Source organism: Lichenihabitans psoromatis (assembly GCF_004323635.1).
GTDB lineage: Bacteria > Pseudomonadota > Alphaproteobacteria > Rhizobiales > Beijerinckiaceae > Lichenihabitans > Lichenihabitans psoromatis.
The window spans coordinates 733,079-758,123 of record NZ_CP036515.1 but is presented as its reverse complement, the minus strand read 5'-3'; the positions used below and the strand labels follow the sequence as shown (position 1 = coordinate 758,123).

22 protein-coding genes are annotated in these 25,045 nt (G+C 65.1%); 7 read left to right on the top strand and 15 right to left on the bottom strand.

Translation table 11 applies throughout. The features are described from left to right. Nucleotides 1-13: 13 nt before the first annotated feature. The 5 genes from EY713_RS03540 to EY713_RS03520 all read right to left on the bottom strand — a co-directional run bounded on the left by EY713_RS03540 (nt 14) and on the right by EY713_RS03520 (nt 5,200). On the bottom strand, nt 14-268 hold the full coding sequence (locus tag EY713_RS03540; protein WP_131113591.1) for a hypothetical protein: 255 nt from the start codon (nt 266-268) through the stop codon (nt 14-16). A 239-nt stretch (nt 269-507) separates the two neighbouring features. Then, the gene (locus EY713_RS03535) at nt 508-1,527 is read right to left on the bottom strand and encodes an ABC transporter permease (protein ID WP_131113590.1); all 1,020 of its coding nucleotides are present in this window, start codon (nt 1,525-1,527) and stop codon (nt 508-510) included. Further along, entirely contained in the window at nt 1,527-2,528 is a 1,002-nt protein-coding gene (locus tag EY713_RS03530; RefSeq protein WP_131113589.1) for an ABC transporter permease, read from the bottom strand. Before EY713_RS03530 ends, EY713_RS03535 begins: the two co-directional genes overlap by 1 nt. Continuing rightward, complete coding sequence (locus tag EY713_RS03525; protein WP_131113588.1) at nt 2,521-4,053, bottom strand: sugar ABC transporter ATP-binding protein; 1,533 nt, start codon at nt 4,051-4,053, stop codon at nt 2,521-2,523. The genes EY713_RS03530 and EY713_RS03525 overlap by 8 nt, the downstream gene beginning before the upstream one ends. A gap of 157 nt (nt 4,054-4,210) precedes the next feature. Beyond that, nucleotides 4,211-5,200 carry a substrate-binding domain-containing protein gene (locus tag EY713_RS03520; RefSeq protein WP_131113587.1) on the bottom strand — a complete coding sequence of 330 codons (990 nt, stop codon included), beginning with the start codon at nt 5,198-5,200 and terminating at the stop codon, nt 4,211-4,213. A gap of 197 nt (nt 5,201-5,397) precedes the next feature. Between EY713_RS03520 and EY713_RS03515 the strand changes: the two genes are divergently transcribed. Continuing rightward, nucleotides 5,398-6,417 (top strand): LacI family DNA-binding transcriptional regulator, encoded by a 1,020-nt coding sequence (locus EY713_RS03515; protein ID WP_131113586.1) that lies wholly within the window; start codon nt 5,398-5,400, stop codon nt 6,415-6,417. A gap of 4 nt (nt 6,418-6,421) precedes the next feature. On the opposite strand, the gene EY713_RS03510 is transcribed toward EY713_RS03515, so the two are convergent. From EY713_RS03510 to EY713_RS03480, 7 genes are all read right to left on the bottom strand, one after another. Then, a complete protein-coding gene (locus tag EY713_RS03510) occupies nt 6,422-7,378 on the bottom strand; it encodes an isoaspartyl peptidase/L-asparaginase family protein (RefSeq protein ID WP_131113585.1) in 957 nt (318 codons plus the stop codon). Nucleotides 7,379-7,395: 17 nt separating this feature from the next. Next, complete coding sequence (locus tag EY713_RS03505) at nt 7,396-8,913, bottom strand: carboxypeptidase M32 (RefSeq protein ID WP_131113584.1); 1,518 nt, start codon at nt 8,911-8,913, stop codon at nt 7,396-7,398. Next, entirely contained in the window at nt 8,910-9,956 is a 1,047-nt protein-coding gene (locus EY713_RS03500) for an ABC transporter ATP-binding protein (RefSeq protein ID WP_131113583.1), read from the bottom strand. The genes EY713_RS03505 and EY713_RS03500 overlap by 4 nt, the downstream gene beginning before the upstream one ends. Further along, on the bottom strand, nt 9,953-10,936 hold the full coding sequence (locus EY713_RS03495; RefSeq protein WP_131113582.1) for an ABC transporter ATP-binding protein: 984 nt from the start codon (nt 10,934-10,936) through the stop codon (nt 9,953-9,955). The genes EY713_RS03500 and EY713_RS03495 overlap by 4 nt, the downstream gene beginning before the upstream one ends. Continuing rightward, complete coding sequence (locus tag EY713_RS03490; protein WP_131119223.1) at nt 10,933-11,769, bottom strand: ABC transporter permease; 837 nt, start codon at nt 11,767-11,769, stop codon at nt 10,933-10,935. Before EY713_RS03490 ends, EY713_RS03495 begins: the two co-directional genes overlap by 4 nt. A gap of 29 nt (nt 11,770-11,798) precedes the next feature. After that, the gene (locus EY713_RS03485) at nt 11,799-12,737 is read right to left on the bottom strand and encodes an ABC transporter permease (RefSeq protein ID WP_207388255.1); all 939 of its coding nucleotides are present in this window, start codon (nt 12,735-12,737) and stop codon (nt 11,799-11,801) included. A gap of 135 nt (nt 12,738-12,872) precedes the next feature. Beyond that, complete coding sequence (locus tag EY713_RS03480; RefSeq protein ID WP_131113581.1) at nt 12,873-14,459, bottom strand: ABC transporter substrate-binding protein; 1,587 nt, start codon at nt 14,457-14,459, stop codon at nt 12,873-12,875. Nucleotides 14,460-14,635: 176 nt separating this feature from the next. On the opposite strand from EY713_RS03480, the gene EY713_RS03475 reads away from it, so the two are divergent. The 4 genes from EY713_RS03475 to EY713_RS03460 are packed head-to-tail and all read left to right on the top strand — an operon-like array spanning nt 14,636 to nt 18,103. Then, nucleotides 14,636-15,622 carry a GntR family transcriptional regulator gene (locus EY713_RS03475; protein WP_165491016.1) on the top strand — a complete coding sequence of 329 codons (987 nt, stop codon included), beginning with the start codon at nt 14,636-14,638 and terminating at the stop codon, nt 15,620-15,622. Then, entirely contained in the window at nt 15,619-16,320 is a 702-nt protein-coding gene (locus tag EY713_RS03470; RefSeq protein ID WP_131113579.1) for a creatininase family protein, read from the top strand. The genes EY713_RS03475 and EY713_RS03470 overlap by 4 nt, the downstream gene beginning before the upstream one ends. After that, entirely contained in the window at nt 16,317-17,348 is a 1,032-nt protein-coding gene (locus EY713_RS03465) for a ketopantoate reductase family protein (protein WP_131113578.1), read from the top strand. Before EY713_RS03470 ends, EY713_RS03465 begins: the two co-directional genes overlap by 4 nt. Next, entirely contained in the window at nt 17,345-18,103 is a 759-nt protein-coding gene (locus EY713_RS03460; RefSeq protein WP_131113577.1) for an SDR family NAD(P)-dependent oxidoreductase, read from the top strand. Before EY713_RS03465 ends, EY713_RS03460 begins: the two co-directional genes overlap by 4 nt. Nucleotides 18,104-18,119: 16 nt before the next feature. Here the strand turns inward: EY713_RS03460 and EY713_RS03455 are convergent, their stop codons facing one another. Further along, entirely contained in the window at nt 18,120-19,055 is a 936-nt protein-coding gene (locus tag EY713_RS03455) for a response regulator transcription factor (RefSeq protein ID WP_131113576.1), read from the bottom strand. Next, a complete protein-coding gene (locus EY713_RS03450; protein WP_131113575.1) occupies nt 19,048-22,422 on the bottom strand; it encodes a hybrid sensor histidine kinase/response regulator in 3,375 nt (1,124 codons plus the stop codon). The genes EY713_RS03455 and EY713_RS03450 overlap by 8 nt, the downstream gene beginning before the upstream one ends. Nucleotides 22,423-22,509: 87 nt before the next feature. On the opposite strand from EY713_RS03450, the gene EY713_RS23075 reads away from it, so the two are divergent. Beyond that, nucleotides 22,510-22,728, top strand: a complete 219-nt coding sequence (locus EY713_RS23075; protein WP_245572877.1) for a hypothetical protein — start codon at nt 22,510-22,512, stop codon at nt 22,726-22,728. 20 nt (nt 22,729-22,748) lie between these two features. On the opposite strand, the gene EY713_RS03440 is transcribed toward EY713_RS23075, so the two are convergent. Then, a complete protein-coding gene (locus EY713_RS03440) occupies nt 22,749-23,414 on the bottom strand; it encodes a MarC family protein (protein ID WP_131113574.1) in 666 nt (221 codons plus the stop codon). A gap of 217 nt (nt 23,415-23,631) precedes the next feature. On the opposite strand from EY713_RS03440, the gene urtA reads away from it, so the two are divergent. Next, nucleotides 23,632-24,945 (top strand): urea ABC transporter substrate-binding protein, encoded by a 1,314-nt coding sequence (gene urtA, locus EY713_RS03435; RefSeq protein ID WP_413771054.1) that lies wholly within the window; start codon nt 23,632-23,634, stop codon nt 24,943-24,945. The last annotated feature ends 100 nt before the right edge of the window (nt 24,946-25,045 follow it).

Genomic DNA, 25,045 nt, shown 5'->3' with positions numbered 1-25,045 from the left:
TCGGCCGACGCTCCTAAGCGTTGGCCGATAGGCTGATCGCATCGTCGATGCGGCGAATGCGCTCCTCGGCCTCGTGCTTGGTGATGCAGCCCATGCGGGCCGCGAGGCTAACGGCGCGGTCTTTGTCGCCGCGCCCCCGCGCGGGTCCGGTGGTGACCAGATAGGCCGCAAGGGCCGAAAGCTCCGCATTCAAGCGTTCGATCGTTCCAGCGAGGCGCGAGACTTCCATCTCATGCTCCCGGCGACTGATCACGTCCGTGCCAAACATCGTTTCCCCTTCCGACTGTCACATATTGTCGAACCACCGCGCGGCATGAGCGTCAGCTCAGGGTCACAATTGGCGCGTCCAAATACGTCGGATGTGTGTCAATCCTCAGGCGCCACGGACGTCACAAATTACGGCTGGGATTTCAGTCGGCTAAGCGCGACGGTCGATCGCCTCGCTACGATCGTGGTCGGCGTCGGTCGCCGGCTTGCGCGGATCTGAACAGAATCACGATCGGGGTTTCAGCCACGCCGCGTGAAAAATGTCTGGAGGAAGCGGGTCGACCAGATCGATCTGATCATCATGATGAGCAGCAGAAACGCGCCCCAGAGCGCCGTTGCCAGATGCTGGTTGGCGCCGAGTTGGTTGAGGCCGGATGCGATGACCTGCAGGATCACCAACGCGATCGTGAGCGGGATGACGCGACCGAACCCGCCGAAGGGATCGACACGGCCGAGGAAGCAGGCCAGCACGGTGATGAGCAGGTAGGACTCGCCGTGCCCCACCCGCACCGAGTTAAACCGCGCCAGCATGACGATGCCGGCGATGCCGCACATGAGGCCGGACAGGGTGTAAACCAGGGTCAACATGCGCTTGGTCGGCACACCGGAATAGCGCGTCGCCTCGATGTTCGAGCCGATCATGCGGGTCGCGAAGCCGAGCCGCGTGCGCGACATCAGAACGTTCCAGATCAGCACGCAGGCCGCGAAGACCAGCAGCGGCACCGGGATGCCGAGTAGCGTTCCCTGTCCGATTGTCTGCACGAAGCCCGGGACGCCGGAGATATCGCCGCCCTTGGTCAGGAACTCGCCCAGACCGCGCACGAAGATCATCATCGAGAGCGAGACGAGAATCGGGTGCGCCCCCGTATAGGCGATGATGGTGCCCATCAGCCAACCGACCAGCGCGCCGGTCGCCAGGGCCGCCACCACGCCGAGCACGAAGGCGCCTGTCCCGGCATCGACGCCGCCATAGCTCTGCAGCACCCAGGCCATGGCAAGGCCCGACAGGTTCGCCGTAAAGGTGATGGCGAGATTGAAGCCGCCCGAGATGATCGGCATCAGCATCGCCAGCGTCAGCAGGCCGAGTTCTGGCAGCTGGAACGCGACGGACGTGAACGTGCTTGTCGAGAAGAAACCCGGCGACATCACGCTGAAGAGAACCAGGACGACGAGCAGAAAGCCGAGCAGGCCGAGCACGTCGCCATCGGCCAGAACGCCGCTGCGACCGATGCGGGGAGGGGAGACCGACTGGGTCGTCATCAGGCGATCCTTCTTGCGGCGGGGGTGCGCCATGATCCGATGAGGCGACCGGCCCCCTCGCTCGATAGCGTGATCGCCACCAGGATGATGGCACCGACGATCATCTTGAACGCGTAGGGCGAAATGCCGAGCAGGTTCAGGCCGTTCTGGGTGATGGCCACGAGAATGATGCCCAGAATGACGCCGAGGATGGTGCCGCGTCCGCCGCCAAGGCGGGCGCCCCCCAGCACCACAGCGGCCAGCACGTCCAGTTCACGGCCATAGAGCGCGTTGGGAACCACCTCCTGGGCATAATGGGCCTGCATCAACCCGGCGATGCCGGCCATCAGACCGAGCCAGCCGAAGGCGAGATAATGCATGGCCCCGATGCTGATGCCGACGCGCCGCGCGCCTTCGGGATTGTCGCCCATCGCATAGAGCTGCCGCCCTGTCGTCGTGCGGCGGAGCAGCAGCCAGGTCGCCACGACGCAGACCACCATGACGAGCACCGGCAGTGTGAGCTCGGCGCGGCCGCTCGCCATATCGGTTCCGAACACGACGACGCGTGTGGTCCACCAATCCGGCAGGTCATAGATCGAGACCCCGCCGGAGAAGAACATCAGGCCGCCGAAGAACAGATTATAGGTCGCGATCGTCACGACGATCGACACGATGCGGAATTGATAGATCAGGAAGGCGTTGAGGCAGCCGAGCATCAGGCCGAAAACCGCCGCGAGCGCGAAGCCCAACGCCCAGTCGCCGCCGCCGAGCTGCGCGACCGTCAGCGCCGTCAAATATTGCACCACGGAAGCCGCGACCGTGAACGAGATGTCGATGCCGCCGGCGATCAGCACCACCAGCAGACCGACCCCGAAGATAATGTTGACCGCGCTGGTGTTGAGCAGATCGAAGATGTTCGACAGGGTCAGAAACGTCGTGGTGGTGAAGCCGAGACCCACCACCATGGCGAGGATCACGAGGATCAACCAACGTTCCGTCGATCCGATGCGGAGCTTAGGCATGAACGGCCTTTTCGATGTGGTCGATATCGGTCGAGCCGGGCCGATAGGTCTCGACGATGCGCCCGTCCCGCATGTGAAGAATCCGGTCCGCGTTGAAATAAACCTCGGGAATTTCGTCGGAAATCAGCAGGATCGCCATGCCAGCTTCCGCAAGATCGTGGATGATCGAGAAGATGCCGGCCCGCGCACCGACGTCGACCCCGACGGTCGGCGAGTCGAGGATCAGGAGTTTCGGCTCGGTCGCCAGCCATTTGGCCAGCACGATCCTCTGCTGATTACCGCCCGATAGGGTCGAGACCGCGTCGTCGGGCTTGCCGATCTTCACGCCGAGATCGGCGATCCACTTGTCGATCAGTGTATCGCGGCGTTTCTGATTGATGAGAATGCCGGGGCCGAGCAGCCGATCGAGAACCGCCATCACGGTGTTGTCGCCGATCGATTGCGGCTGAACGAGGCCGAGCTGGAGCCGGTCTTCCGATACATAGGCAATCCCCGCCTCGATCGCGTCGCGGTTGTTGCGAAGCTGCAGGGTCTTGCCGTCGAGCGCGATCGTGCCGGCGGCGGGCCGCGTCATGCCGAACAGCGAGAGCGCCAATTCGGTGCGGCCCGAACCGAGCCGTCCCGTGAGGCCGACGATCTCGCCCTTGCGGATCGTGAAGGCGATGTCGTCATATTGACCGGGGCGCGACAGGCCGTCGACCGCGAGCACGACCGGCTGGGTTTCGAGGTCGCGCGATTGGACCGCATAATCGAAAGTTTTGCCGGTCATCAATTCGGTCAAGCGCGTCTGCGTCATGCCGGCGGTCGGGAAGGTGCCGACATAACGGCCGTCGCGGAGCACCGTCACCCGGCTGCACACGTCGAGCACCTCGGCGAGCCGATGGCTGACGAACACCACCGCGATACCTTCCGACGACAGGCGCCGCACGATCGTCAGCAACGCGTCGGTTTCGGCCTGGCTGAGCGAAGCGGTGGGCTCGTCCATGAAAACGAGCCGCGCCTCCGCCACCAGCGCGCGGGCGATCGCCACGATCTGGCGCTGGGCGATCAGCAGGGTCCGCAACGGCGCGTCGAGGTCGAGGTCGACGCCAAGCCGGTCGAGGATGCGCTTGGCGGCCGTTTTCATGCCAGCATAATCGACGAGGCGCGGGCGAGCGCCGAGATTGCTCTCAAAGCCGATATTCTCCGCCACCGACATTTCGGGGAACAGCGCGAGATCCTGCCAGATGACCTGGATGCCGAGCGCACGGGCGGTGCCCGGGTTCAGACCCTCGATCGAGCGGCCGTCAAAGGTCATAACGGCACCGCGCTCGGGCGCATGCACGCCGCTGATGATCTTGATCAACGTGCTTTTGCCGCAGCCGTTCTCACCCGCCAGACAAAGCACCTCGCCGCGCTTCACTTCGAAGCTGATGTCCTGCAGGGCTTTGACGCCGCCGAACTGCTTCGAGATGTTGTCGAGATACAACAAGGGCGTCGTGTCGGCCGATGCGGGGTCGGATGGGGCAGAGGCTGGATCGGGCATCGAGAGCGCTCGCTAAAGCCGGATCGGCGCTGTTCGGGTCGCGGCCCGTCTTTGCTCGCCGTCAGGCTCGGTCAGAATGAGAACGGAGCAGACCGGCAAGCCGGCCTGCTCCAGAGCGCGAGGGTCCGAAGATCCTCGCGTCGAACGATGGATGCCGTCAGAGGCCCATCTTGGCGAGATCGTCCACGGTATTTTTGTTGAGATCGACCAATTCGTCGACGATCAGGTTATGGCCGTCGGGATGCACCACGCCGAGACCCGGGATGGTTGTGCCGTCCTTGATCGGCTCGCCCTTGACCACCATCGTGCCGAGCGTCACGAAGACCTCGCCGGCGAGTTCCGGGTTCCACATGAAGCCGCCCGTCAGGACGCCGTCATGCACGAGCTTCTTGCCTTGTCCCGGCGAGAAGGGACCCATCACGAGGATCTTGCCATCCATATGCTTTTCGGCGACAGCGCGGGCCGCGCCGATCGGGCCTTGGCTGCCGAAAGCCAGGAAGCCTTTGAGATCCGGGTGTGCGCGCATCAGGTCGAGCGCCGTGCTGCGCGATTGATCGACGTTTTCGGCAACGCCGTAGCGGTCGCCGACGAGCTTCATGTCGGGTGCGTTCGCTTTGATGTAGGCGATCGCCGCATCGGCCCATGCGTTATGCAGCGGCACCGTGAGGGAGCCGACGAACACCGCATATTCACCCTTGCCGCCGAGAGCATCGACGAGGCGCTTGCCATAGGCTTCGCCGAAGCCCTTGGACGAGGCCAATTCGAAGTCGTAATCGGCATTTTTTTGCTTGGGGGATTCGTGCGTGATGACCTTGATGCCGGCGGCGCGGGCGCGTTCGAGCACGGGCTCGAGAACTTCCGCATCATTCGGTACGACACCGATCACGTCGACCTTCTGGGCGATCAGATCTTCGATAGCGCGGACCTGAAGCGCGGGGTCGGCGCTGGTCGGGCCGATCATGAAGGCTTTGACGCCGAGCTCGGCGCCCTTCTTCTTGATGCCCGCCTCCATGGCGTTGAACCACGGGATGCCGCCGATCTTGACCACGACGCCGATCACCGGCTTGTCGGGCGAGGCGCTCGCCGGGCCGACGATCGTCATCGCGATCGCGCCGGCCAACAGAGCACGCTTGAACAGATTTACCATGATATCCTCCCTGATAATCGCCCGCCCCTCCGGGGTCGTGCGTGGCGACTGTGCCGCTCGATCTTGACGGCGCGGCGGCTCATCCGCATCGCGCTTGACGAATAGCTAAATCTATTTAGCAATCTCTGTCAAACGGCAATCGCTCGACGTTCGCGCAAGAAACGTGGCAAGTCCGTTCGAACGGGAGAAGAACCCCAATGGCACGCGCCGCAGGCGGACGAAAAGCAACCATCTACGATATCGCGACGGCCACGAAGGCCTCGGCCTCGACCGTCAGCCTCGTGCTGAACGGGAGTTGGGCCCGCTATCGGATCAAGGAGGACACGGCGCAGCGCGTGCTCGAAAGCGCGCGGACGCTCGGCTACAACGTCAACTTGAAGGCGCGCGGGCTCCGTCTGTCCCGCTCCGGCCTCGCCGGTATGATCCTGCCGCATTATCGCAATCGGTTTTTCGCCGATCTGGCCGAAACTTTCGAGGCCGAGGCGCGGCGTCGCTCCCTCTGCCCGATCGTGGTCAGCACGCAGCGCGACGGCCCGTCCGAGGTCAAGGTCACCGAGACCCTCCTGGCCCAGCAGGTCGAATTTCTGTTCATCGTCGGCGTGGCGGAACCCGAGCCGTTGAACCGGTTATGCGGGGCGTCCGACACGCCATGCGTCAACATCGATCTGCCTGGCGAGGCGGCTCCCTCGGTCGTGTCGGACAACCGGGCCGGAGCGCGCCAACTCACCGATCTGCTGATCGGCAAGATTCGGGCACGCGGGGGCGACCCCACGAGCCTGCTCTATCTCGGCGGCGTCGCCGGCGAATATGCGACCGACAATCGCGTCGCCGGCTTCACGGATGCGCTCGGGGCCCAGGGTATCCGGCCCTCCGGCAGCATGTTGATGCGATGCGGTTATCCCCCAGCTGCCGCAAAGGCGGCCCTCCAGCATTATCTCGAGGTTCAGGGCCGGCTTCCGGTCGGGCTCTTCATCAGCTCGATCGCGGTCTTCGAGGGTCTCGTCCAATTTGCCGCGACCTTGCCGCCGCGGTCGCTCGAACAACTCGTGGTCGGTTGTTTCGACTGGGACCCGTTTGCCGCCTCGCTGCCGTTCGACGTTTCGATGCTGCGGCAGAACGTCGAGGTGATGATCGAGGAAGCGTTTACGGCGCTTGGTGAGGCCGAGCAGATCGCACGGCCTTTCGTGATGGTGCCGCCTGTGCTGGAGCGGCCCTGAGGCTTTAAGAGCCGAAGTTGCCGACCGGCGCGATCTCGGCATGGATGCCGACGCTGGCATCGCCGTTGGCCATGACCCAGCCGCGAAACATGCCGCCCGTGTTGAACGGCGCCGCGACATGGCCCGTGGCGTCGACCGAGACCAAGCCGGCACCGATGCGATAGGGCGCGAGATCGGCCAGCACCGTGTCGGTCGCGGTCGCGAGGCTTTCGCCGAGATAGGCGATCCGACTGGCGATCTCATGCCCGAGAACGTGTCGAATAAAATACTCGCCCTGGCCGGTGCCGGAGACGGCACAGACGCCGTCACGCGCATAGGTGCCTGCACCGATGATCGGGCTGTCACCGACACGTCCCGCCGGTTTGTTGGTGTAGCCGCCGGTCGAGGTCGCGGCCGCGAGATGGCCGTGCCGATCGAGCGCCACCGCCCCGACCGTGCCGTGCTTCTCGGCCTCGCTGGCCGAGGCGAGGGTGCCATCCTGTCCGCGCCGGATCATGCTGGCGAGCGCGTCCCGGCGCCGCTCGGTGGTGAAGTAGCTCTGGTCGACGAGCTCGACCCCATGGGCTTCCGCATAAAGGTCGGCGGATGGGCCGGTCAGCATCGCGAGCGTGCCGCTCTCCAGCACGGCGCGCGCCGCCTTGACCGGGTTGCGGATCCGCTGCGCCGCCACGATCGCGCCGGCCGCAAGGGTCGCGCCGTCCATGATCGAGGCATCAAGTTCATGAAGGCCGTCGTGGTTGAGCGCCGCGCCGTGGCCGGCGTTGAAATGCGGCGAATCTTCCATCACGACGACCGCGGCCTCGACCGCATCGACCGCACGTCCGCCGCGCGTCAGCACAGCCCAGCCGGCCCGCAGCGCCTCGGTGAGGTGCTGACGTGCCTCCCTCCATTCCGCATCGCTGAGGTCTTCCCTGGCCAGGACGCCGCAGCCACCGTGGATCGCCAATACGCTCTGATTCATCGAGACTGTTCCTTCGGTCACGCCGCCAACTGATCGACCTTGCGGGTCAGATCGGCGAGATAGGGGGCGGGGTCAAGCGACGAGCCGGTTGCGCGCCGCAGGATCGCGTCGGGTGTGAGGCTGCGGCCGTGCCGGTGGACGTTGGCGCCGAGCCACGCCGCAAGCGGGGCATAGTCGCCGCACTCGAGGCCGGTCGTGACGCCGGCGTCGCGGCCAGCGGCGGCGAACAGCTGCGAGCTCATGACATTGCCGAGCGTGTAGGTCGGAAACGAGCCCATGAGACCGGCCGCCCAATGCACGTCCTGAAGCACGCCGTTCCGATGGTTCGGCACATCGAGGCCAAGGTCGCGCCGAACGACGTCCGACCAGGCACCCGGGAGGTCGCGGACCGCAAGGTCGCCCGCCATCAGGGCGGCTTCGAGGTCCGTCCGGAACATGACGTGCAGATCGTAGGTCAATTCGTCTGCTTCGACCCGGATGAGACCCGGCGCGACGTGATTGACGGCCCGCCAAAGGGTGTCGGCATGGGCGCCCGCCAACTGGCGTGGGAACGCAGCCTGCGCTTCGGCACAATGCAGCGCCCAGAAGCGCCGCGACCGGCCGACCCGGTTTTCCCACAGGCGCGACTGGCTTTCGTGCATCCCGAAGCTGGCGCCGCCGACCGCGTAAAGCCCGACGAGATCGGTCGCGAAGATCGAGCGGCTGAACGCGGGGTCGAGGCCCTGCTCGTACATGCCGTGACCGGCCTCGTGCCACACGCCGAAGAAACCGCTCGGCAGCCAAGTGTCGCGAAACCGGCCGGTGATCCGGACGTCCGTCCGATCGAACGAGATCTCGAACGGATGGGCCGTGTCGTCGAGCCGACCACAGGCGAAATCATAGCCCATGCGCGCCGCCATCGCGGACGCGAACGCTTTTTGGTCCGGGATCGGGAAGGGTCCGCGCAGCAGGTCGAGCCGTGGCTCCGGCAGGCTCCTGGCCCGTTCGATGAGGGGCAGCAATCCAGCCCGTAGCGTCGCATAGAGCGTATCGAGACGGGCCAACGTCATGCCTGGCTCGTACTGACCGACCAGCGCGTCATAAGGGTGCTCGGCATAGCCGATCGCCTCGGCACGCTGGCGCTGCAACGCGACCGTGCGTTCGAGATAGGGCGCGAACCCATCGAAATCGTTGGTTCGTCGCGCCTCGACCCAGGCCGATTCGGCGCGCGCCGCAAGATCGGCCGCTTCGACGATCAGGCTCTTCGGAATCCGACGCAGCGTCTCGACGGCGAGGCGCGTCTGATCGATGGCACGGCGCGACAGGTCGTCGGCCGGCAGCGCCGCTGTCACCTCCGAGGCCGCATCGAGGGCGGCCCGGAACGCCTCCCCGGTCGCAAGATCGCGCGCAAGACCCGTCAGCGTGGCGATCTGTTTGCCGCGCGCTGCCGCGCCTGCGGCTGGCATGAGGGTGCGGGCATCCCAATGCAGCACATTGACGGCGCAGAGCAGATCGGCGATCTGCCCCATCTGCTTGTCATAGGGCGCAAGGCTCATGGGTCGCTCCTCGTTGGCGCCGGCTCGGGGCTCGCGGCTGGATCGCCGAATGCGCTCAAGTGACAGGCCGCGAGATGGCCGTCGCCGCGCGTCGTCAGCACCGGACGCTCGGTGATGCAGCGGTCGAACGCATGCGGACAGCGGGTGTGGAAGGCGCATCCCGAGGGGAGGTTGACGGGGCTCGGCAATTCACCCCGCACCGCCGGGGCGCGGCTGCGGCGCCCGGGGTCCATCTCGGGTGCGGCGTCGATGAGGGCGCGCGTATAAGGGTGGCGCGGCGCCGAAAATACAGCCTCGGCGTCGCCGATCTCGACTACTGCGCCGAGATACATGACGGCGACCCGGTGCGAGAAATGCCGCACGAGACGCAGGTCGTGGGCCACGAACAGCACCGTCAGATTGAGGCGATTCTGCAATTCGAGCAGCAGGTTGACGACCTGGGCCTGCACCGACACGTCGAGCGCCGAGACGAGCTCGTCCGCCACCAGAATGTCGGGTTCGACCGCGAGCGCGCGGGCGATGCCGATCCGCTGCCGTTGTCCGCCCGAAAATTCATGCGGCAGGCGGTCGGCCGCATCGGTCGGCAGGCGCACGAGATCGAGAAGTTCGGCGACGCGGGCCGGGATGTCGGCCGAGGGGCGCATCCGATGCACGCTCAACGCCTCGGTCAGCACCTGCCGGACGGTCATGCGCGGATTGAGCGAGCCGTAGGGATCCTGGAACACCATCTGGACGCGGCGATTGAAGGCGCGGCGGTCGCTCCCGTGGAGCGTCGCGATATCGATTCCGTCGAAGACGACGCGGCCCGCGCTCGGGTCGATCAGCCGGACGATGGCACGCGCTAAGGTCGACTTTCCACAACCGCTTTCGCCGACGATCCCGAGCGTCTCGCCGCGCCGCAGATCGAGGGTGATGCCGTTCAGCGCATGCACGACCCGCTGCGGCTTCCCGGTCAGCCGGTCGGTCCAGGCGCGCGCCATGGCAAAGCGCACGACGAGGTCGTCGATGCGGAGGATCGACGGGGCGGTCGTGATGGCGGTCATCGGCTCAGCCCCGCCGCCGCGACCACTTCATGATGGAAACAGGCGACCAGCCGGCCGGGCGCGATAGAGGCGAGCGGCGGGCGCTCCGCTGTGCAGATTTCCGTTTTGAAGCTGCAGCGCGGATGAAAGGCGCAACCCTGCGGCATGTCGGCCAGCGACGGCGGCGTCCCGTCGATCGACAGCAAGGGCTGCCGCTCCTGCCCCGGGCGCGGCACCGAGCCGAGCAAACCGCGTGTGTAGGGATGGTGCGGTTCGGCGAAGAGGCTTGCGACCGACCCGCTTTCCACGATGCGGCCCGCATACATGACGGCAACGCGGGAGCAGGTCTGTGCCACGACGCCGAGATCATGCGTCACCAGAATGACGCTCATGCCGAGCCGGTCGCGCAGATCGACGATGAGCTTCAGGATCTGATCCTGGATCGTCACATCGAGCGCCGTCGTGGGTTCATCGGCCAGCAGCAGGCGCGGTTCGCCCGCCAGCGCGATCGCGATCATAACGCGCTGGCGCATGCCGCCCGAGAACTCATGCGGATAATGATCGAGCCGCTCTGTCGCGGCCGGAATGCCGACAAGATCCAGCAAGTCGACGGCGCGCGCTTTGCGCGCGGCTTTCGACAGATCGGTGTGGGTCGCCAGCGTCTCGTCGATCTGCTGAAACACCGTCAGGACCGGGTTGAGCGCCGTCATGGGTTCCTGGAAGATCATCGCGATCTCTCCACCCCGCACCGCGCGCAGCTTGGCCTCGGGCAGCGCCAAGAGATCGACGCCGTTCCAGACGACGGACCCGCTGACCGTGCCGGGTGGCCGCAGCATCCGCAGCAACGAGCGCAGCGTGACGCTCTTGCCCGAGCCCGACTCACCGACAAGTCCGATGATCTCGCCGTCGCCGATCTCGAAACTCACGCCGTCGACGGCGCGCACCGGGCCGGCCGGGCCCGTGAAGGTGGCGGTGAGGTCGCGCACCGTCAGCGTCGTCATCGGCGCGGTCTCAAGAGATCCGACAGAGCATCGCCGAGCAGGCTGAACCCGAGGCCGGTGATCACGATGGCGATGCCGGGGAAGATCGAGATCCACCATGCGGTCGACATGTAGTTTTTTCCGTCGGCGATCAGCACGCCCCATTCGGCGGCGGGTGGTTGCGCCCCGAGCCCGAGATAACCGAGGCTGGAGCCGAGCAGGATGCACAGCGCCATATCGGTCATCCAATAGACGATCGCGGGCGTGATCGCGTTGGGCAGCAGGTGGCGCAGGATGATACGCGGCGTGCTGTAGCCCATGACCCGACCGGCCGAGGCATAATCGAGCCGCTTCTGCACCTTGAATTCAGCCGCGATGATCCTGGCGTAGAAGATCCAGCCGACCGCGCTGATCGCGATATAGAGGTTGATGAGGCCAGGGCCCAACACCGCCACGATGGCGATGACCAGCACGAGAAACGGAAACGTCACGATCGCGTCGACGAAGCGGCCGAACACGCTCTCGACCCAGCCGCCGTAATAGCCGACGACGGCACCGACCAGCGTGCCGAAGACGAATGGGAAGAGCGTGCCGAAAATCGCGATCTGCAGGTCGATGCGGAAAGCCCAGATGGTGCGCGAGAGAATATCGCGCCCGAAGTTGTCGGTGCCGAACGGATGGGCGAGCGAGGGGCCTTTAAGGATCGCCTTGTAGTCGAAGGTGGTGGGGCTGCGCGGCGCGAACCATTGCGGTTCGACAGCCATCAAGAGGGCAAAGCCAAGGATCACGACCGCGAGCACGAGAGTCGGTGTCACCCGCAAGGATAGCCGCGCGCGCGTCCGTCGTCGGGGCATTGGCGACGAGATCAGATCTTCGGCGGCCGTCACTGCGCCACCCTCGGATCAAGCGCCGCCTGCAACAGGTCCGTCAGTAGGAAGATCAGCGACACCACGACGGCCAGCGCCAGCGTGAGGCCCTGGATCACGGGATAGTCGCGCCCATAGATACTGTCGATCATCAGGCGTCCAACACCAGGAATCGCGAAGACGGTCTCGGTGATGACGGCGCCGCCGAGCAACACGCCGATGGTGGGGCCGAGCAACGCCACCGTCGAGATCAAGGCGTTCCGCAACACGTGCCGCAGCATGATGAGCCGGGGGCGCAGGCCTTTGGCGCGGGCGAAATCGACATATTCGGCCCCGAGCACGTCGACGATCGCGGCCCTCAGATTTCGCATCAGCACGGCTGCGAGGCTGACGGCGAGCGTCAAGGCCGGGAGGAACAGGTGATAGAGATGGTCGGCCCAGTCATTGCCATAGCCGCCGACCGGAAACCATCGCAGGGTGGCCGAAAAGACGGTGAGCAGCACGAGGCCGATGTAGAAGACCGGCATCGACAGGCCGACCTGAAAGGCGCCGCGGATGATCGCGTCAGCCGGACGGTTGCGGCGCATCGCGGCCACGAAAGCCAGCGGCACCGCCATGAGAATCGCGAAGAGAGCCGCCATTCCGGTCAGCAGCAGCGTCACCGGAAGCCGGTCGGCGATCAGCGACGAGACCGGGACCTGGATCACGAACGAACGGCCGAGGTCGCCGTGCAGCACGCGTTCGACGAAGGCCACGAATTGCAGCACCAGCGGACGGTCGAGCCCATATTGCGCCTTGGCGCGGGCCACGTCCGCATCCGTCACCCGATCACCCGCGATCGCGCTCAAGGGATCGCCGGGGAGCAGGCGCACGATCACAAAAGTCACGACAAGGATGAACAGCAGCGTCGGGATGATCTGCAGGATACGGCGGATCACGAAACCCGGATTCAGCACGGCTCAAGTCTCCGGGGGCGGCATCGTCGCCGGCCCACGCTCACTTTGCAGAAGATCAGGCGCGCGACAACCTCCCCTCCCATCCGAACGGGAGGTCATCACGATCCTGCCCGAACGGAGCCGGATTGGCTTGTCTTACTTCTCCAGCGAGGTCGCCACGAAGATGTTGTTGCCGAGCGGGATTTGCACGAAGCCCTTGACGCTCTTTTTCAAGACGACCGGATAGGGCGTCTCGAACAGCGGCACGATCGGGCCGGTTTTGTAAAGCTCCTGAATGCGGGCGAACTGGCCGGCCCGGACCTTGGGGTCGAGTTCGCTCTGCGACTTTTCGTAAAGCGCGTCGACCTCGTCGTTCTTCCAACCGGAATGCTGCGATTGGATCGTGGGGTAATAAGCGAAATAGGACGTTGCCTCGTTCGGATCGGCGATGTCGTCGGTCCACACGCTGAGCCGCATCGAGAAGTCGCCGGCGCGATAGCGCGACGTGATGGTGGCATTGTCGACCTGCTCGATCTTGAGCGTCACCCCGATTTCGCTCCACATCTGCTGCAAGGCGGTGGCGGTGCTGACCTGATCGACGTTGCCGGCCAAAACCAGGCACGAGAAGGTGACGCCGCTGAGGCCGCTCTCCTTCATCAGCGCCTTGGCTTTCTCGACATCGAGCGGGAATTCAGTTCCCTCACCGACATGCATCGGTGTCGCGGTCGACATGAACGAGCTCATCGGCGTGCCGACCCCGTGGGTCACGATGGCGATCAGCGCGTCCTTGTCGGCGGCATAATTCAGCGCCATCCGCAGCTTCTCGTTGGCAAGCGGGTTCGCGGTTCCGTCCGTCAGCTTGGGGCGGACGTTGAGGTTGCCGTAGAACACGCGGGTCGAGGGGAACAGCACCATGTTGAACGCCGGATTGGCCTTCAGTTCCTCGACACGCGAAAATGGGATGAATTCCGCGCCGTCGAGTTCGCCCGACTGAACCTTGAGGATGCGGGTTGCGTCGTCGGGGATGACCTCGAAGGTCACGCCATCGAGGTAGGGAAGCTTCTTCCCGTCGTCGCCATCGCGCCAATAATAGGGGTTCTTGACGAGCTTCATTTCCGAACCCCGGCTCCAGGATTGGAACATGAAAGGGCCGGAGCCGATCGGATGCTCGCCGAAGGTCTTGGCCTTGTCGGCGTCGGTCGCGCCCGCAGACGCCTCGAAGGCCTTCTTCGGCATGATCGAGGCATTGAAGGTGCTGAGCGCCGGCAGGATCGCCGGATCGGTGTGTTTCAACGCCAGGACGACGGTCTTCGGGTCTTTGATCTCGACCGAATCCAGTGCCTCGAGCAGAAAATTCCAGATGCCGTTCTTCGGGTCGTGAGCGCGCTCGAGCGACCATTTCACGTCCTCGGCCGTGATCGGCGACCCATCGGAAAATTTGGTCCCCTCGCGCAGCGTCAGCGTGACGGACTTCCCATCCGGCGCGACCGTCCAAGCGGTGGCGAGGCCGGGCTGAACGCCCTTGCCGTCGTCGGTCGGCAGCAGCAAAGTGTCATAGAGGTTCGACAGCACCCAGATGTCGACGTTGGCGTCGTTGAGGACCGGGTCGAGGAACAAGCTATCGGCATAGCGGCCATAGGTCATGATGCCGCCACGGGTCGCGGCGGAGCCTGACCCGATCGCAGCGACGCTCGCACCCAGCAGCAGCGAAGCCGTGACCGCGAACCTGAATGATGCTTTCATGGATGCTACCGATGATGTGAGGGGCCACTGTTCTAATTCTTTAGAACGCTAACGCCGCCGCGCCTTCTGTGTCAATTGTTGAGTTAAAGGCTCGACTAACGTTCGGTCAAAGAGGGTGATTGCTGAAACGGAGGGCACCGTGCTAATCGTCTAGAACGGTTTCGTATGGGATGACGATGCGGCTGGCTCTCGACAAGACCTTGCCGGTCGCCCTTGGAGCGCAGCTTCGCGGGTTGATCGAATATGGCATCGCCTGCGGCGAGATCGCGGGCGGGGCTCGGCTTCCCTCGGTCCGCGAGCTTGCCGATGAGATCGGTGTCGCTCCCATGACGGTCAGCCAAGTCTACCGCGATCTGAAGGAGGCCGGGTTGATCCATGGCCGACCGGGGTCGGGAACATTCGTGACCGATCGTGGTGCGGTCGGCGATAGCGATGCCCGGATGGCGGCATTTCTGCAACGGGTCGATGCCTTGATCGACGAAGGCTTGGCGATCGGCCTGCGGAGTGGCGAAATCGCGGGCTCGATCGGAGCGAGGCTGTCGGGCCGAGTTGCGCGCGGGCGAACCAAGGTCGTGGTGCTGGTCGGGACTTTTCCGGTCGCGGCGGCGAGCTATGCGCGATCGTTGGCTTCCGCGCTTGGCCCTGGCACCACCGTGGAGGCGCTGACGGTGGATGCGCTCCAACGCCGCGAGGCGGCGATGCAGCGGGCCACCGCGGCTGATCTCGTGCTCACCTTCGCGCATCGCCGACGGGAGGTCGCGGCCCTGCTGCCGCATCAGCGCGTGGCCGCCATCAGCTTCATCCCGTCCGAGGACACGCGGCGTGGACTGGCCTCGCTCGATCCTCGGGCGCGGGTGCTGGTCGTGTCGCGATTTCCCGAGTTTCTGCCGGTCATCAAGGCCGGTGTTGAAAAATTCGCGCCGCATGTGTCCGCCGTGACGGCCGCTCTGCTGGACGGGCCGGACCTTGCTGCCTTGCTGGGCGCCTGTAGCATCGTGGTGCTGTCGACGGGCGCGGAGGCGGCCCTCGACCAGTTGCCGGTCGGCGTCCGTGCCATGGAATATCGCCACGTTCCCGATCCCGGCGAGATCGAACGGATCGTCATTCCGCTGCTCCGTGACCCGGACAGCCCTGCGATCCAGCCCGACAGGAAAGCATCATGATGATCAGCGATATGAACTGGGAGCAGGTCGCGGCCTATCTCAAGACCGACGATCGCGCCATCGTGCCGCTCGGCAGCACCGAGCAGCATGCGGGCCTCAGCCTGTCGGTCGATTCGATCCTCTCCGAGCGGGTTGCTCTCGAGGCTGCAGAGCCGGTCGGCGTGCCGGTCTTCCCCGTGCTGGCCTATGGGATTACCCCCTATTTCCTCAGCTATCCGGGGTCGATCAGCCTGCGGATCGACACCTATGTGGCGGTCGTGCGCGACATTCTCGACAGTCTGCATCGGCAAGGGTTCCGCCGTATCCTCTTCGTCAATGGCCATGGCGGCAACCAGCCGGCCGGCGCCCTCGCGATCGAATGGATGGCCGACCACGCGGGCACGGCGGTCAAATTCCATAATTGGTGGAATGCGCCGAAGACCGCCGCCAAAGTGCAGGAGATCGATCCCGTCGCCTCGCACGCGTCGTGGATGGAAAACTTCCCCTGGACGCGGTTGCCCGGCGTCGTGGCACCGAGCCAGCGCAAGCCGATGGTCGAGTTCGACCGCATGCGCGTGCTCGACCCGGATGGTGTCAAGACGCTGCTGGGTGACGGTAACTTTGGCGGCTATTACGAGCGGCCGGATACGGAGATGCTGGCGATCTGGCAGGTCGCGGTCGAGGAGACGCGGGCCTTGCTCGAAGGACCCTGGGCATGAATGGCCCGATCCTGATCTGGGGCGCGGGAGCCATCGGCGGGGCGATCGGCGCGGCCATGATCCGCGCCGGCGAGGACGTGCTCTTCGTCGATGTCGTGGCCGACCATGTCGATGCCCTGAACCGGGACGGCTTGACCATCACGGGGCCGATCGGCGCGACGCGCGTGTCGGCCCAAGCCCGCCTGCCGGCGCAGGTCGAGGGGCGCTTCGACCGCATCATTCTGGCCGTCAAAGCCCACCATACCGAGGCGGCGCTCGTCGATCTCGCGCCCCATGTGGCGGATGAGGGTTACGTGGTCTCGGCCCAGAACGGTCTCAACGAACACGTGATCGCCGCACGCCTCGGTCGCGCGCGCACGATCGGCTGCTTCGTCAATTTCGGCGCTGATTACATCGAGCCCGGCGTGATCCACTATGGCGGACGCGGCGCCGTCGTGCTCGGCGAACTCGATGGACGGGCGAGCCCGCGCATCGCCGACCTGCACCGCTTGTTCCTGACCTTCGATCCCGCCGCGATCGTCACCTCGAACATTCTTGGCTATCTCTGGGCGAAACTGATCTATGGCGCGCAATTATTTGCCACCGCCCTTACCGACGATAGCATCGCCGACGTTCTGGCGATGCCGCATGCGCGGCCCGTTCTGACGCGCCTCGCACACGAGATCGTCGCGGTTGCGCGGGCCGAGGGCGTGACGCTCGAAGCCTTCAACGGCTTCGACCCGGCCGCCTTTCTGCCCGAGGCGGCGCCTGAGGTGACCGCGGCCTCGTTCGACGCGATGGTGGCGCATAATCGCAAGTCGGCGAAATCCCATTCGGGTATTTGGCGCGATCTCGCGATCCGCAAGCGCAAGACCGAGGTCGACGCCCAACTCGGCCCGATCGTGTCCGCTGGGGCGACACATACGCTCCCGACGCCGATCACGGCCGCCATCATCGCGATGATTCACGAGATCGAGGCCGGCCAGCGGCCGCTCGACAGGCGGAACATCGAACAGCTCGATCACATCGGTGAACAGGGACAAGCATGACGTTCGCTCTCAAGGGCCGCACGGCGCTCGTCACCGGCGCAGGCCATGGTTTCGGGCAAGCCATCGCGGTCACGCTGGCCAAGGCCGGCGCCTTCGTGGTGGCGTGTGATATCGTCGAGGCGGGTTTGCCGGAGACGTCCCGCCTCGTCGGTCCGATGGGTCTCACGGCCGTTCTCGATGTGACCGATGCGGTTGGCATCCAGGCGTTCGTACAGCGCTTGGAGGCCGACGGACGGTCGCCCGACATCCTCGTCAATAATGCGGGGGGCGTGCTGGGACAGGTGGGCCGGCCGATCGAGAGCATCACGCTCGCGAGTTGGCGCGCGATCGTCGACGTCAATCTCACGGGTGCTTTCCTGATGGCGCAGGCCGTCGCGTCCGGCATGAAAGCGCGGGGCTGGGGCCGGATCATCAATATTTCGTCCGGAGCCGGGCTCGGCGTGAGCCTCACCGGTATTCAGGCCTATGCCAGCGCGAAGGCCGGGCAGATCGGCCTGACGCGCCAACTGGCGCATGAACTCGGCGCCTTCGGCATTACGGTCAACAATGTCGCGCCCGGCTTCGTGCGCTCTAATCCGGCGACCGAACGCCAGTGGGAGGCGCTCGGCCAAGAGGGGCAGGACAAGCTGCTGTCGAGCATCGCGATGCACCGCCTCGGGACGCCTGACGATATCGCGAATGCGGTATTGTTCTTCGCCTCCGACCTCGCCGGGTGGGTGTCGGGTCAGGTCTTGAGCGTCGACGGCGGCAAATAGGCCGACGAGTTCGGCTTTAATTCCCGCTCCAGACGCGGTTGGCCAGCACGGCGGCCGAAGCCCGGTTCTCGACCCCGAGTTTGGTGTAGATCCCCTCGAGGTGCTTGTTCACGGTGCGGGGGCTGAGCGCCAGAATATCGGCAATGTCGCGGTTCGACTTGCCGCGCGCGATCCACAGCAGCACCTCGGCTTCGCGCGCCGTCAGACTGAAACGCCGTCGCAGGGCGTCTTCGTCGTTGCGCCCGTCGAGGCTGGTCAGACGCACGAGATATTCGCCCGCCCCGATCGTGCCCAGAAAGCCGAATTGCAGGTGACCGACACCGGCCTGCGAGGTGGGCCACGTGAGCGTCTGCGGGCCGCCGCCGGCTGCCGCGGCATGGATCGACGCGACGATCTCGGGCGCCAACGCGCCAGGGTTTGACAATGGCGCAGCCCGCTGCAAGAGACGCCTCGCCTGCGGGGTCGCCCAAAGCAGGGTGCCGCTCTGGTCGATCGCCAGGAGAAAGCTTCCGGCCGTATCCAGCGCCAGTCTGGTGCTCTGCGCCGCGCGTGCGTTGTGAAGATGCGTGCGGATGCGCGCGAACATTTCGTCCAGCACGACCGGCTTTGTGACGTAATCGACCCCGCCGGCGCCGAGGCCCTGAACGATATGCTCCGTTTCGCTCAGCGCCGTCATGAAGATGACGGGAACATGCGCGACCGCTGCGGTCGCCTTGAGGCGGCGGCACGTCTCAAATCCATCGAGACCCGGCATCATCGCGTCCATCAGGATGACATCGGGCGTGACCCGCTCGCAGATCGACAGCGCTGCGCTGCCGCCGGTCGCGATCAGCACCATGAAGCCGGATTGTTCGAGCGCGTCGGTCAGCATCGCAAGCGTATCGGGGGTGTCATCGACCAAGAGGACGATGTCGCGCGTGCCGGCGGCTCGGGATGGCTGGGGGTCAACCATCGGCGAGGTCTTCGAGATCGGCCGTGAAGCCGTCGAAGTCGAAGGCGGTCAGGTGCTGGCGCAATTGCGCGACGATCGCGCGCTGGCCGGGGTCCTGGTCGAGTTGAGCGAGCTTGGCCTCGATCCCGCGTAAGTAGCCGATGCGGCCGAGGCTGAGCAATTCGCCCCGGTCGGCCGAGCCGAGCGGCTGCGGTGCAAATGGTTCAAGGGGTGGTTCGGGCGGGGTTGGGGTTGGGTCGGAGATCCAATCGAGCCCCAGCAGACGCTCCAGCATATCGAGCAGGTGCCCGAAGTCGAACGGCTTCGGCAGAACGGCATCGGGCTGGTGGTCTTCAAGGTCGGTTCGGTTGGGAGTCGTCTCGCCGATATTGGCCGACAGCATGACGATGGGGGTGCGTGGATGGGCGCCGGCCCGCAGCGTTCTCACGAGATCCCAGCCCGACAAGCCCGGCATTGAAATGTCGAGCAGGAACAGGTCCGGCGCGACGTCGGCCACGAGCGCCAGGCAAGTCGGGCCATCGCGCGCCGTCAGCATCGAGAAGCCGAGCGGTTCCAGCATCTCCCGCATGAGGGTTTGATGATCCTGGTCGTCGTCGGCCACGAGGATGGTGCGCCGCGCGCCGCCATAGCCGCTGATCCGGCGCAACGGCGGTAGCGCGGTTTCGGCCGTGGCGGCCAGCATCAGCCGGACCTCGAAGCGGCTGCCGACCCCTGGCGTGCTATGCAGGCTGATCTCGCCGCCCATGAGTTCGGCCAGCAGTTTTGTGATCGTCAATCCGAGGCCGAGGCCCGGGAGGGCATGGTGCGCCGTCACCGAGCCACGATCGAACGGTTCGAAGATGCGGTCGCGGTCATCGCCCGCGATTCCCGGTCCGGTATCCTCGACCGTTAGCGTCGCGACCTGATTGCGATAGCGCACCCGGAGCGCGACATGGCCGGTCGTCGTGAATTTCACGGCATTGGACAGCAGGTTGATGAGGATCTGCCGCAATCGCTTCTCGTCGGTCCGCACCGTCCGGGGCAGCGCGGGGCTGCACTCGAAGATAAAGTCCAGCCCCTTGGCGCGGGCCTGCAAGGCGAACATGTCGACCACCTGATCGAGAAAGTCGCCGATCCGCACGTCGTTGCGCCCGATCTGCAGCCGTCCCGCCTCGATCTTGGAAATATCGAGCAGGCCGTCGATGAGCCCGGAGAGATGCTCGGCGGACCGGCGGATGACCCGCACGCCGGTTTGCCGCGCCGCCGGGATATCGGTGTCGCGCTCGAGCAATTGCGCATAGCCCAGCACGGCATTCAGCGGGGTGCGAAGTTCGTGGCTGAGACCGACGACATAGCGGCTCTTGGCGAGATTGGCGGCCTCGGCGACCTCTTTGGCCTTCTGCAACGCCGCGTCGGTGCGTTGATGCGCCTCGATCTCGCGCAGCAGCAGCGCCGTCTGCCGCGTGGATTCTTCCTGGGCGACGTGGCGGCTCTCCTGCGCCAGCACCAGGAACCAGGCCAGCACGCCCGCCACGATGAACAGGATCGCAAAAGCGGTCCACAGCGTTCGGTCAACGAGAGCCTTGGCCGCGACCCCGTAGGAGGCGGCCTGGAAATCGATGAGCAGCAAGACGAGGCTGATCGCCACCACGATCAGGGCGTGGATCGAGATGTATCGCACCACACGCGGCGTCACGTGCCGCCCAAGGCTTTTGGGAAGCAGGCCCGTCATGACGGCAGCCATCTGCGTTTGCGCCCGCCCATGCGGCTTGCAGAGATCGTGGCAGCGTGAATCGAGCGAGCAGCAGAGCGAGCAGATCGGAGCGCCATAGGCCGGGCAGGAGGCCATGTCCTCCGGCTCGAAAGCATGGTCGCAGATGGTGCATGCGATGGTCTCGCGGGCCTGCCAGTCCGTCTCCGGCTGGCGGGCCAGATAATATCGACCTCCGGTCGCCCAGGCGATCAGCGGTGCTGTCACGAGCGCGACGCCGAGCGCCACGAACGGAGCGAGCGCCCGCGGCGCCTCGCCGAGCAGCCCCGAAGCGGCCAGAAGGGCCACCAGTGTCGCGAGCCCCATGGCGCCGGTGCCGACGGGGTTGATGTCATAGAGGTGGGCGCGCTTGAACTCGATGCCGGGTGGGCTGAGCCCCAGCGGCTTGTTGATCGCGAGATCGGCCACGATGGCGCCGAGCCAGGCGACCGCGACGATGGAGAAGAGGCTGAGAATGCGTTCGAGCGCCGCGTAGATGCCGAGTTCCATCAGCAGGACCGCGATCGCGACATTGAACACCAGCCAGACGACGCGGCCCGGATGGCTATGGGTGAGGCGAGCGAAGAAGTTCGACCAGGCGAGGGACCCCGCATAGGCATTCATGACGTTAATCTTGAGCTGCGACACGACCACGAAGGCGGCCGTCAGCACCGCCACCGCATCGGGCCACGGTAACACATAGCCGAAGGCGACGCGATACATGTAGGCGGGCTCACCCGCATGGTCCGCGGGGACGCCGTGCCGCAGCGCCAGCACGGCCAGCAAAGACCCGAACAGCAGCTTCGGCGCGCCGAGCACGATCCAGCCCGGTCCGGCCGCCAGGATCGACAAGGTGCTCCACCGCCGTCCGCCCTTGCTGCTCCGCGCCGGCAAAAACCGCAGCACGTCGACCTGCTCGCCGATCTGCGGCATCAGCGCCAGAATGACCGAGGCCGCGCCGCCAAATTTCAGGAGATCGAGTTGGTCGCCCGACGGTGCGGGCAACGCCAAACCCGGAAAGGTCGTCCAGGCCACCACGGACGGCCAGTCGCGCACCATGATGAAGCCGACCGGTAGGATATTGAGGATGATCCAGAGCGGCTGCGTCCAGAGCTGGAAACGGCTGATCCAGGTGATGCCATAGGTCACCAGCGGGATCACGGCGACGGCGCTCAAGAGATAACCGACCGGCAGCGGCAAGCCGAAGCAGAGCTGCAAAGCCGTCGCCATGATGGAGGCTTCGACCGCGAAAAGAATGAACGTGAACGCCGCATAGACCAGCGACGTGACAGTGGATCCGACATAGCCGAAGCCCGCCCCGCGCGTCAGCAGGTCGATGTCGACGCCGTATCGAGCGGCCGCGCGGGCGATCGGCAGGCCGGTGAGAAACAGGATGAGGCCGACCACCAGCGTCGCCGCCAGCACATTGGTGAACCCATAGCTCAGGGTGATGGTGCCGCCGATCGCCTCGAGGGCCAGAAACGAGATGGCCCCGATGGCGGTTTGCGACACCCGCGAGGCCGACCAGAGACGCGCGCTTTTCGCAGTGAAGCGCAGCGCGAAATCCTCGAGCGTCTGGTTGGCGACCCACCGATTGTAATCGCGCCTGATGGGAAGAATTCGCTGCGGTCCGGGCATGGGTACTCTGTGGCTTATCTTCGCTTAGCATAGTTCATGCCGCCAGGACGCTCGTGCAGCGCTGCTTTTCCCACACGAAACGCTTCGGTGGCGGCGCCTCTCTTCGGCGGGGCGCTCGCGCCCACGATCACCGGCTTCATCGTGCAAGCGACAGGGCGGTTTTCCCCAGCGTTGCTGACCGGAGCCGTCATCGCGGTGGTGGCCGCGGCAGGATATTGGATGCTGATCGAAGGGCCGATCCCGCCGCTCGACGCGGAGGTCGGGATGCCGCTCGACGCGTCACGGCCGGTCGGCAGCCTCGTCTAAGCTGCATAGCGGCGGACCCGCTAGGGTTTGACGACGAGCCGCAGCGCATCGACGACACCGTTTAGCGTGATCTGTGTGCCGACGCAGAGCAGGAGGAAGGCCGCGAGCCGCGCCAGCACACGGGCACGGGCGTGGCCGAGCCAAGCGACGAGCCGATCGGCCGAGCGATACGCGATCCAGATCATCACAGCGACCGCCAAGGCGGCCAGCGATGCGCCGAGGAAAAACGAATATCCCTCGTTGGGGCCGGTCGGCAGGTTGGACCCGAGTGCGATCGCCACCGAAATGGTGCCGGGGCCGGTCGTGAACGGCATCGTCAGCGGAAAAAACGCGACGTCGGAGGCGCCGGTAGCATGCGACGCCTGCTCCTGCTTGCGTTCCTCGTTTTCCTCCGCCTTCGACAACATGCTCCAGGCGCTGGTCGAAACCACGAGCCCGCCCGCAATCCGCAAGGCCGCCAGCGTCACGCCGAAGAAATTCAGCACATAGGCGCCGCCCCATAGCGCCACCAGCATGACGATGGCCGAGTACAGCCCGACCTTTCCTGCAATGTCGAGCCGTTCCTCGTGCGAGCGGTCAGCCGTGACTTGGCTGAAGATCAGCGCCGAGCCGATCGGATTGACGATGGAGAACAGCGCCGACAAGACCAGAAGGAAGTTTTGCAGCGAACTGCCGAGTTGGCTCATCGTGGGCGGATCTCCCCGGCTGCGCCGTCAGTGTCGCGACGCGCCCGATCATTCTGCCGCAACGATCCAGCTGAGGCGAGGCCGTAAACATCGGCGTTCTGCCTCTGCCGCAGCGCAACATACGTCAAACGACGTATGGGCCGGACCGGCGTTCTGACCAAGACTGCGGCCGCTCGGGTTGCGGCCACCTCCTCCGGCCGCCAGAGGGGACAAGACCATGGATCAGTTCGCAATGAACCGCCGCCAAGCTTTGCTGGGCGCGACAGCTGCCGCAGGGGCCCTGGCGATGGGCGGCGTCTCCCGCGCTTTCGCGGCGGACGAGACCGTCAAGGTCGGCATCTTGCACTCGCTGTCGGGCACGATGGCGATCTCGGAGACGACCCTCAAGGACGTCATGCTGATGCTCATCGACGAGCAGAACAAGAAAGGCGGCGTGCTGGGCAAGAAGCTCGAGGGCGTCGTGGTCGATCCCGCCTCGAACTGGCCGCTCTTTGCCGAAAAGGCGCGCGAGCTGATCTCCAAAGATAATTGCGTCGCGACCTTCGGCTGCTGGACGTCGGTGTCGCGCAAGTCGGTTCTGCCGGTCTTCGAAGAACTCGACTCGATCCTGTTCTACCCCGTCCAGTACGAGGGCGAGGAATGCCAACGCAACGTGTTCTACACGGGCGCGGCTCCGAACCAGCAGGCGATCCCGGCTGTCGATTATCTGATGAGCGAAGACGGCGGCAACGTGAAGCGCTGGGTGCTGGCCGGCACCGATTACGTGTATCCGCGCACCACCAACAAGATCCTCGAAGCCTATCTGAAGCTCAAGGGTGTCGCGCAAGACGACATCATGATCAACTACACGCCGTTCGGTCATTCCGATTGGCAGACGATCGTCTCCGACATCAAGAAGTTCGGCTCGGCCGGCAAGAAGACTGCCGTGGTCTCAACCATCAACGGCGATGCCAACGTGCCGTTCTACAAGGAGCTCGGCAACCAGGGCCTCAAGGCGACCGACATTCCGGTCGTGGCCTTCTCGGTCGGCGAGGAAGAACTGGCCGGCATGGACACCAAGCCGCTGGTCGGCCATCTGACGGCCTGGAACTACTTCGAGTCGATCGACACGCCCGAGAACAAGGCGTTTATCGCGCGCTGGAAAGCTTTCACCAAAAATCCGAAGCGCACCACCAACGACCCGATGGAAGCCCATTACATCGGCTTCAACGCCTGGGTGAAGGGCGTCGAAAAGGCCGGCACGTTCAAGGCCGATCCGGTGATCGACGCCTTGATCGGTGTCTCTGTCCCGAACCTCTCGGGCGGCTACTCGACCATCATGCCGAACCATCACATCACGAAGCCGGTCTATATCGGCGAAATCCAGGCAGATGGTCAGATGAACACCGTCTGGCAGACGCCGGGTCTCGTCGTGGCGCAGGAATGGTCGCCCTACCTGGAAGGTTCGAAAGACCTGATCGGCGATTGGCGGAAGCCGATGAACTGCGGCAACTTCAATGTGAAGACCGGCAAATGCGGCGGCGCCGCCTGAGCTGACATCCGGTGTCCCCGTCCCCAAGCTTGGGACGGGCTCGCTCACTCTGGTCGGGGCCGCCATCGCGCCCCGACCGTTTCGCCTTCCGCCTGGAAGG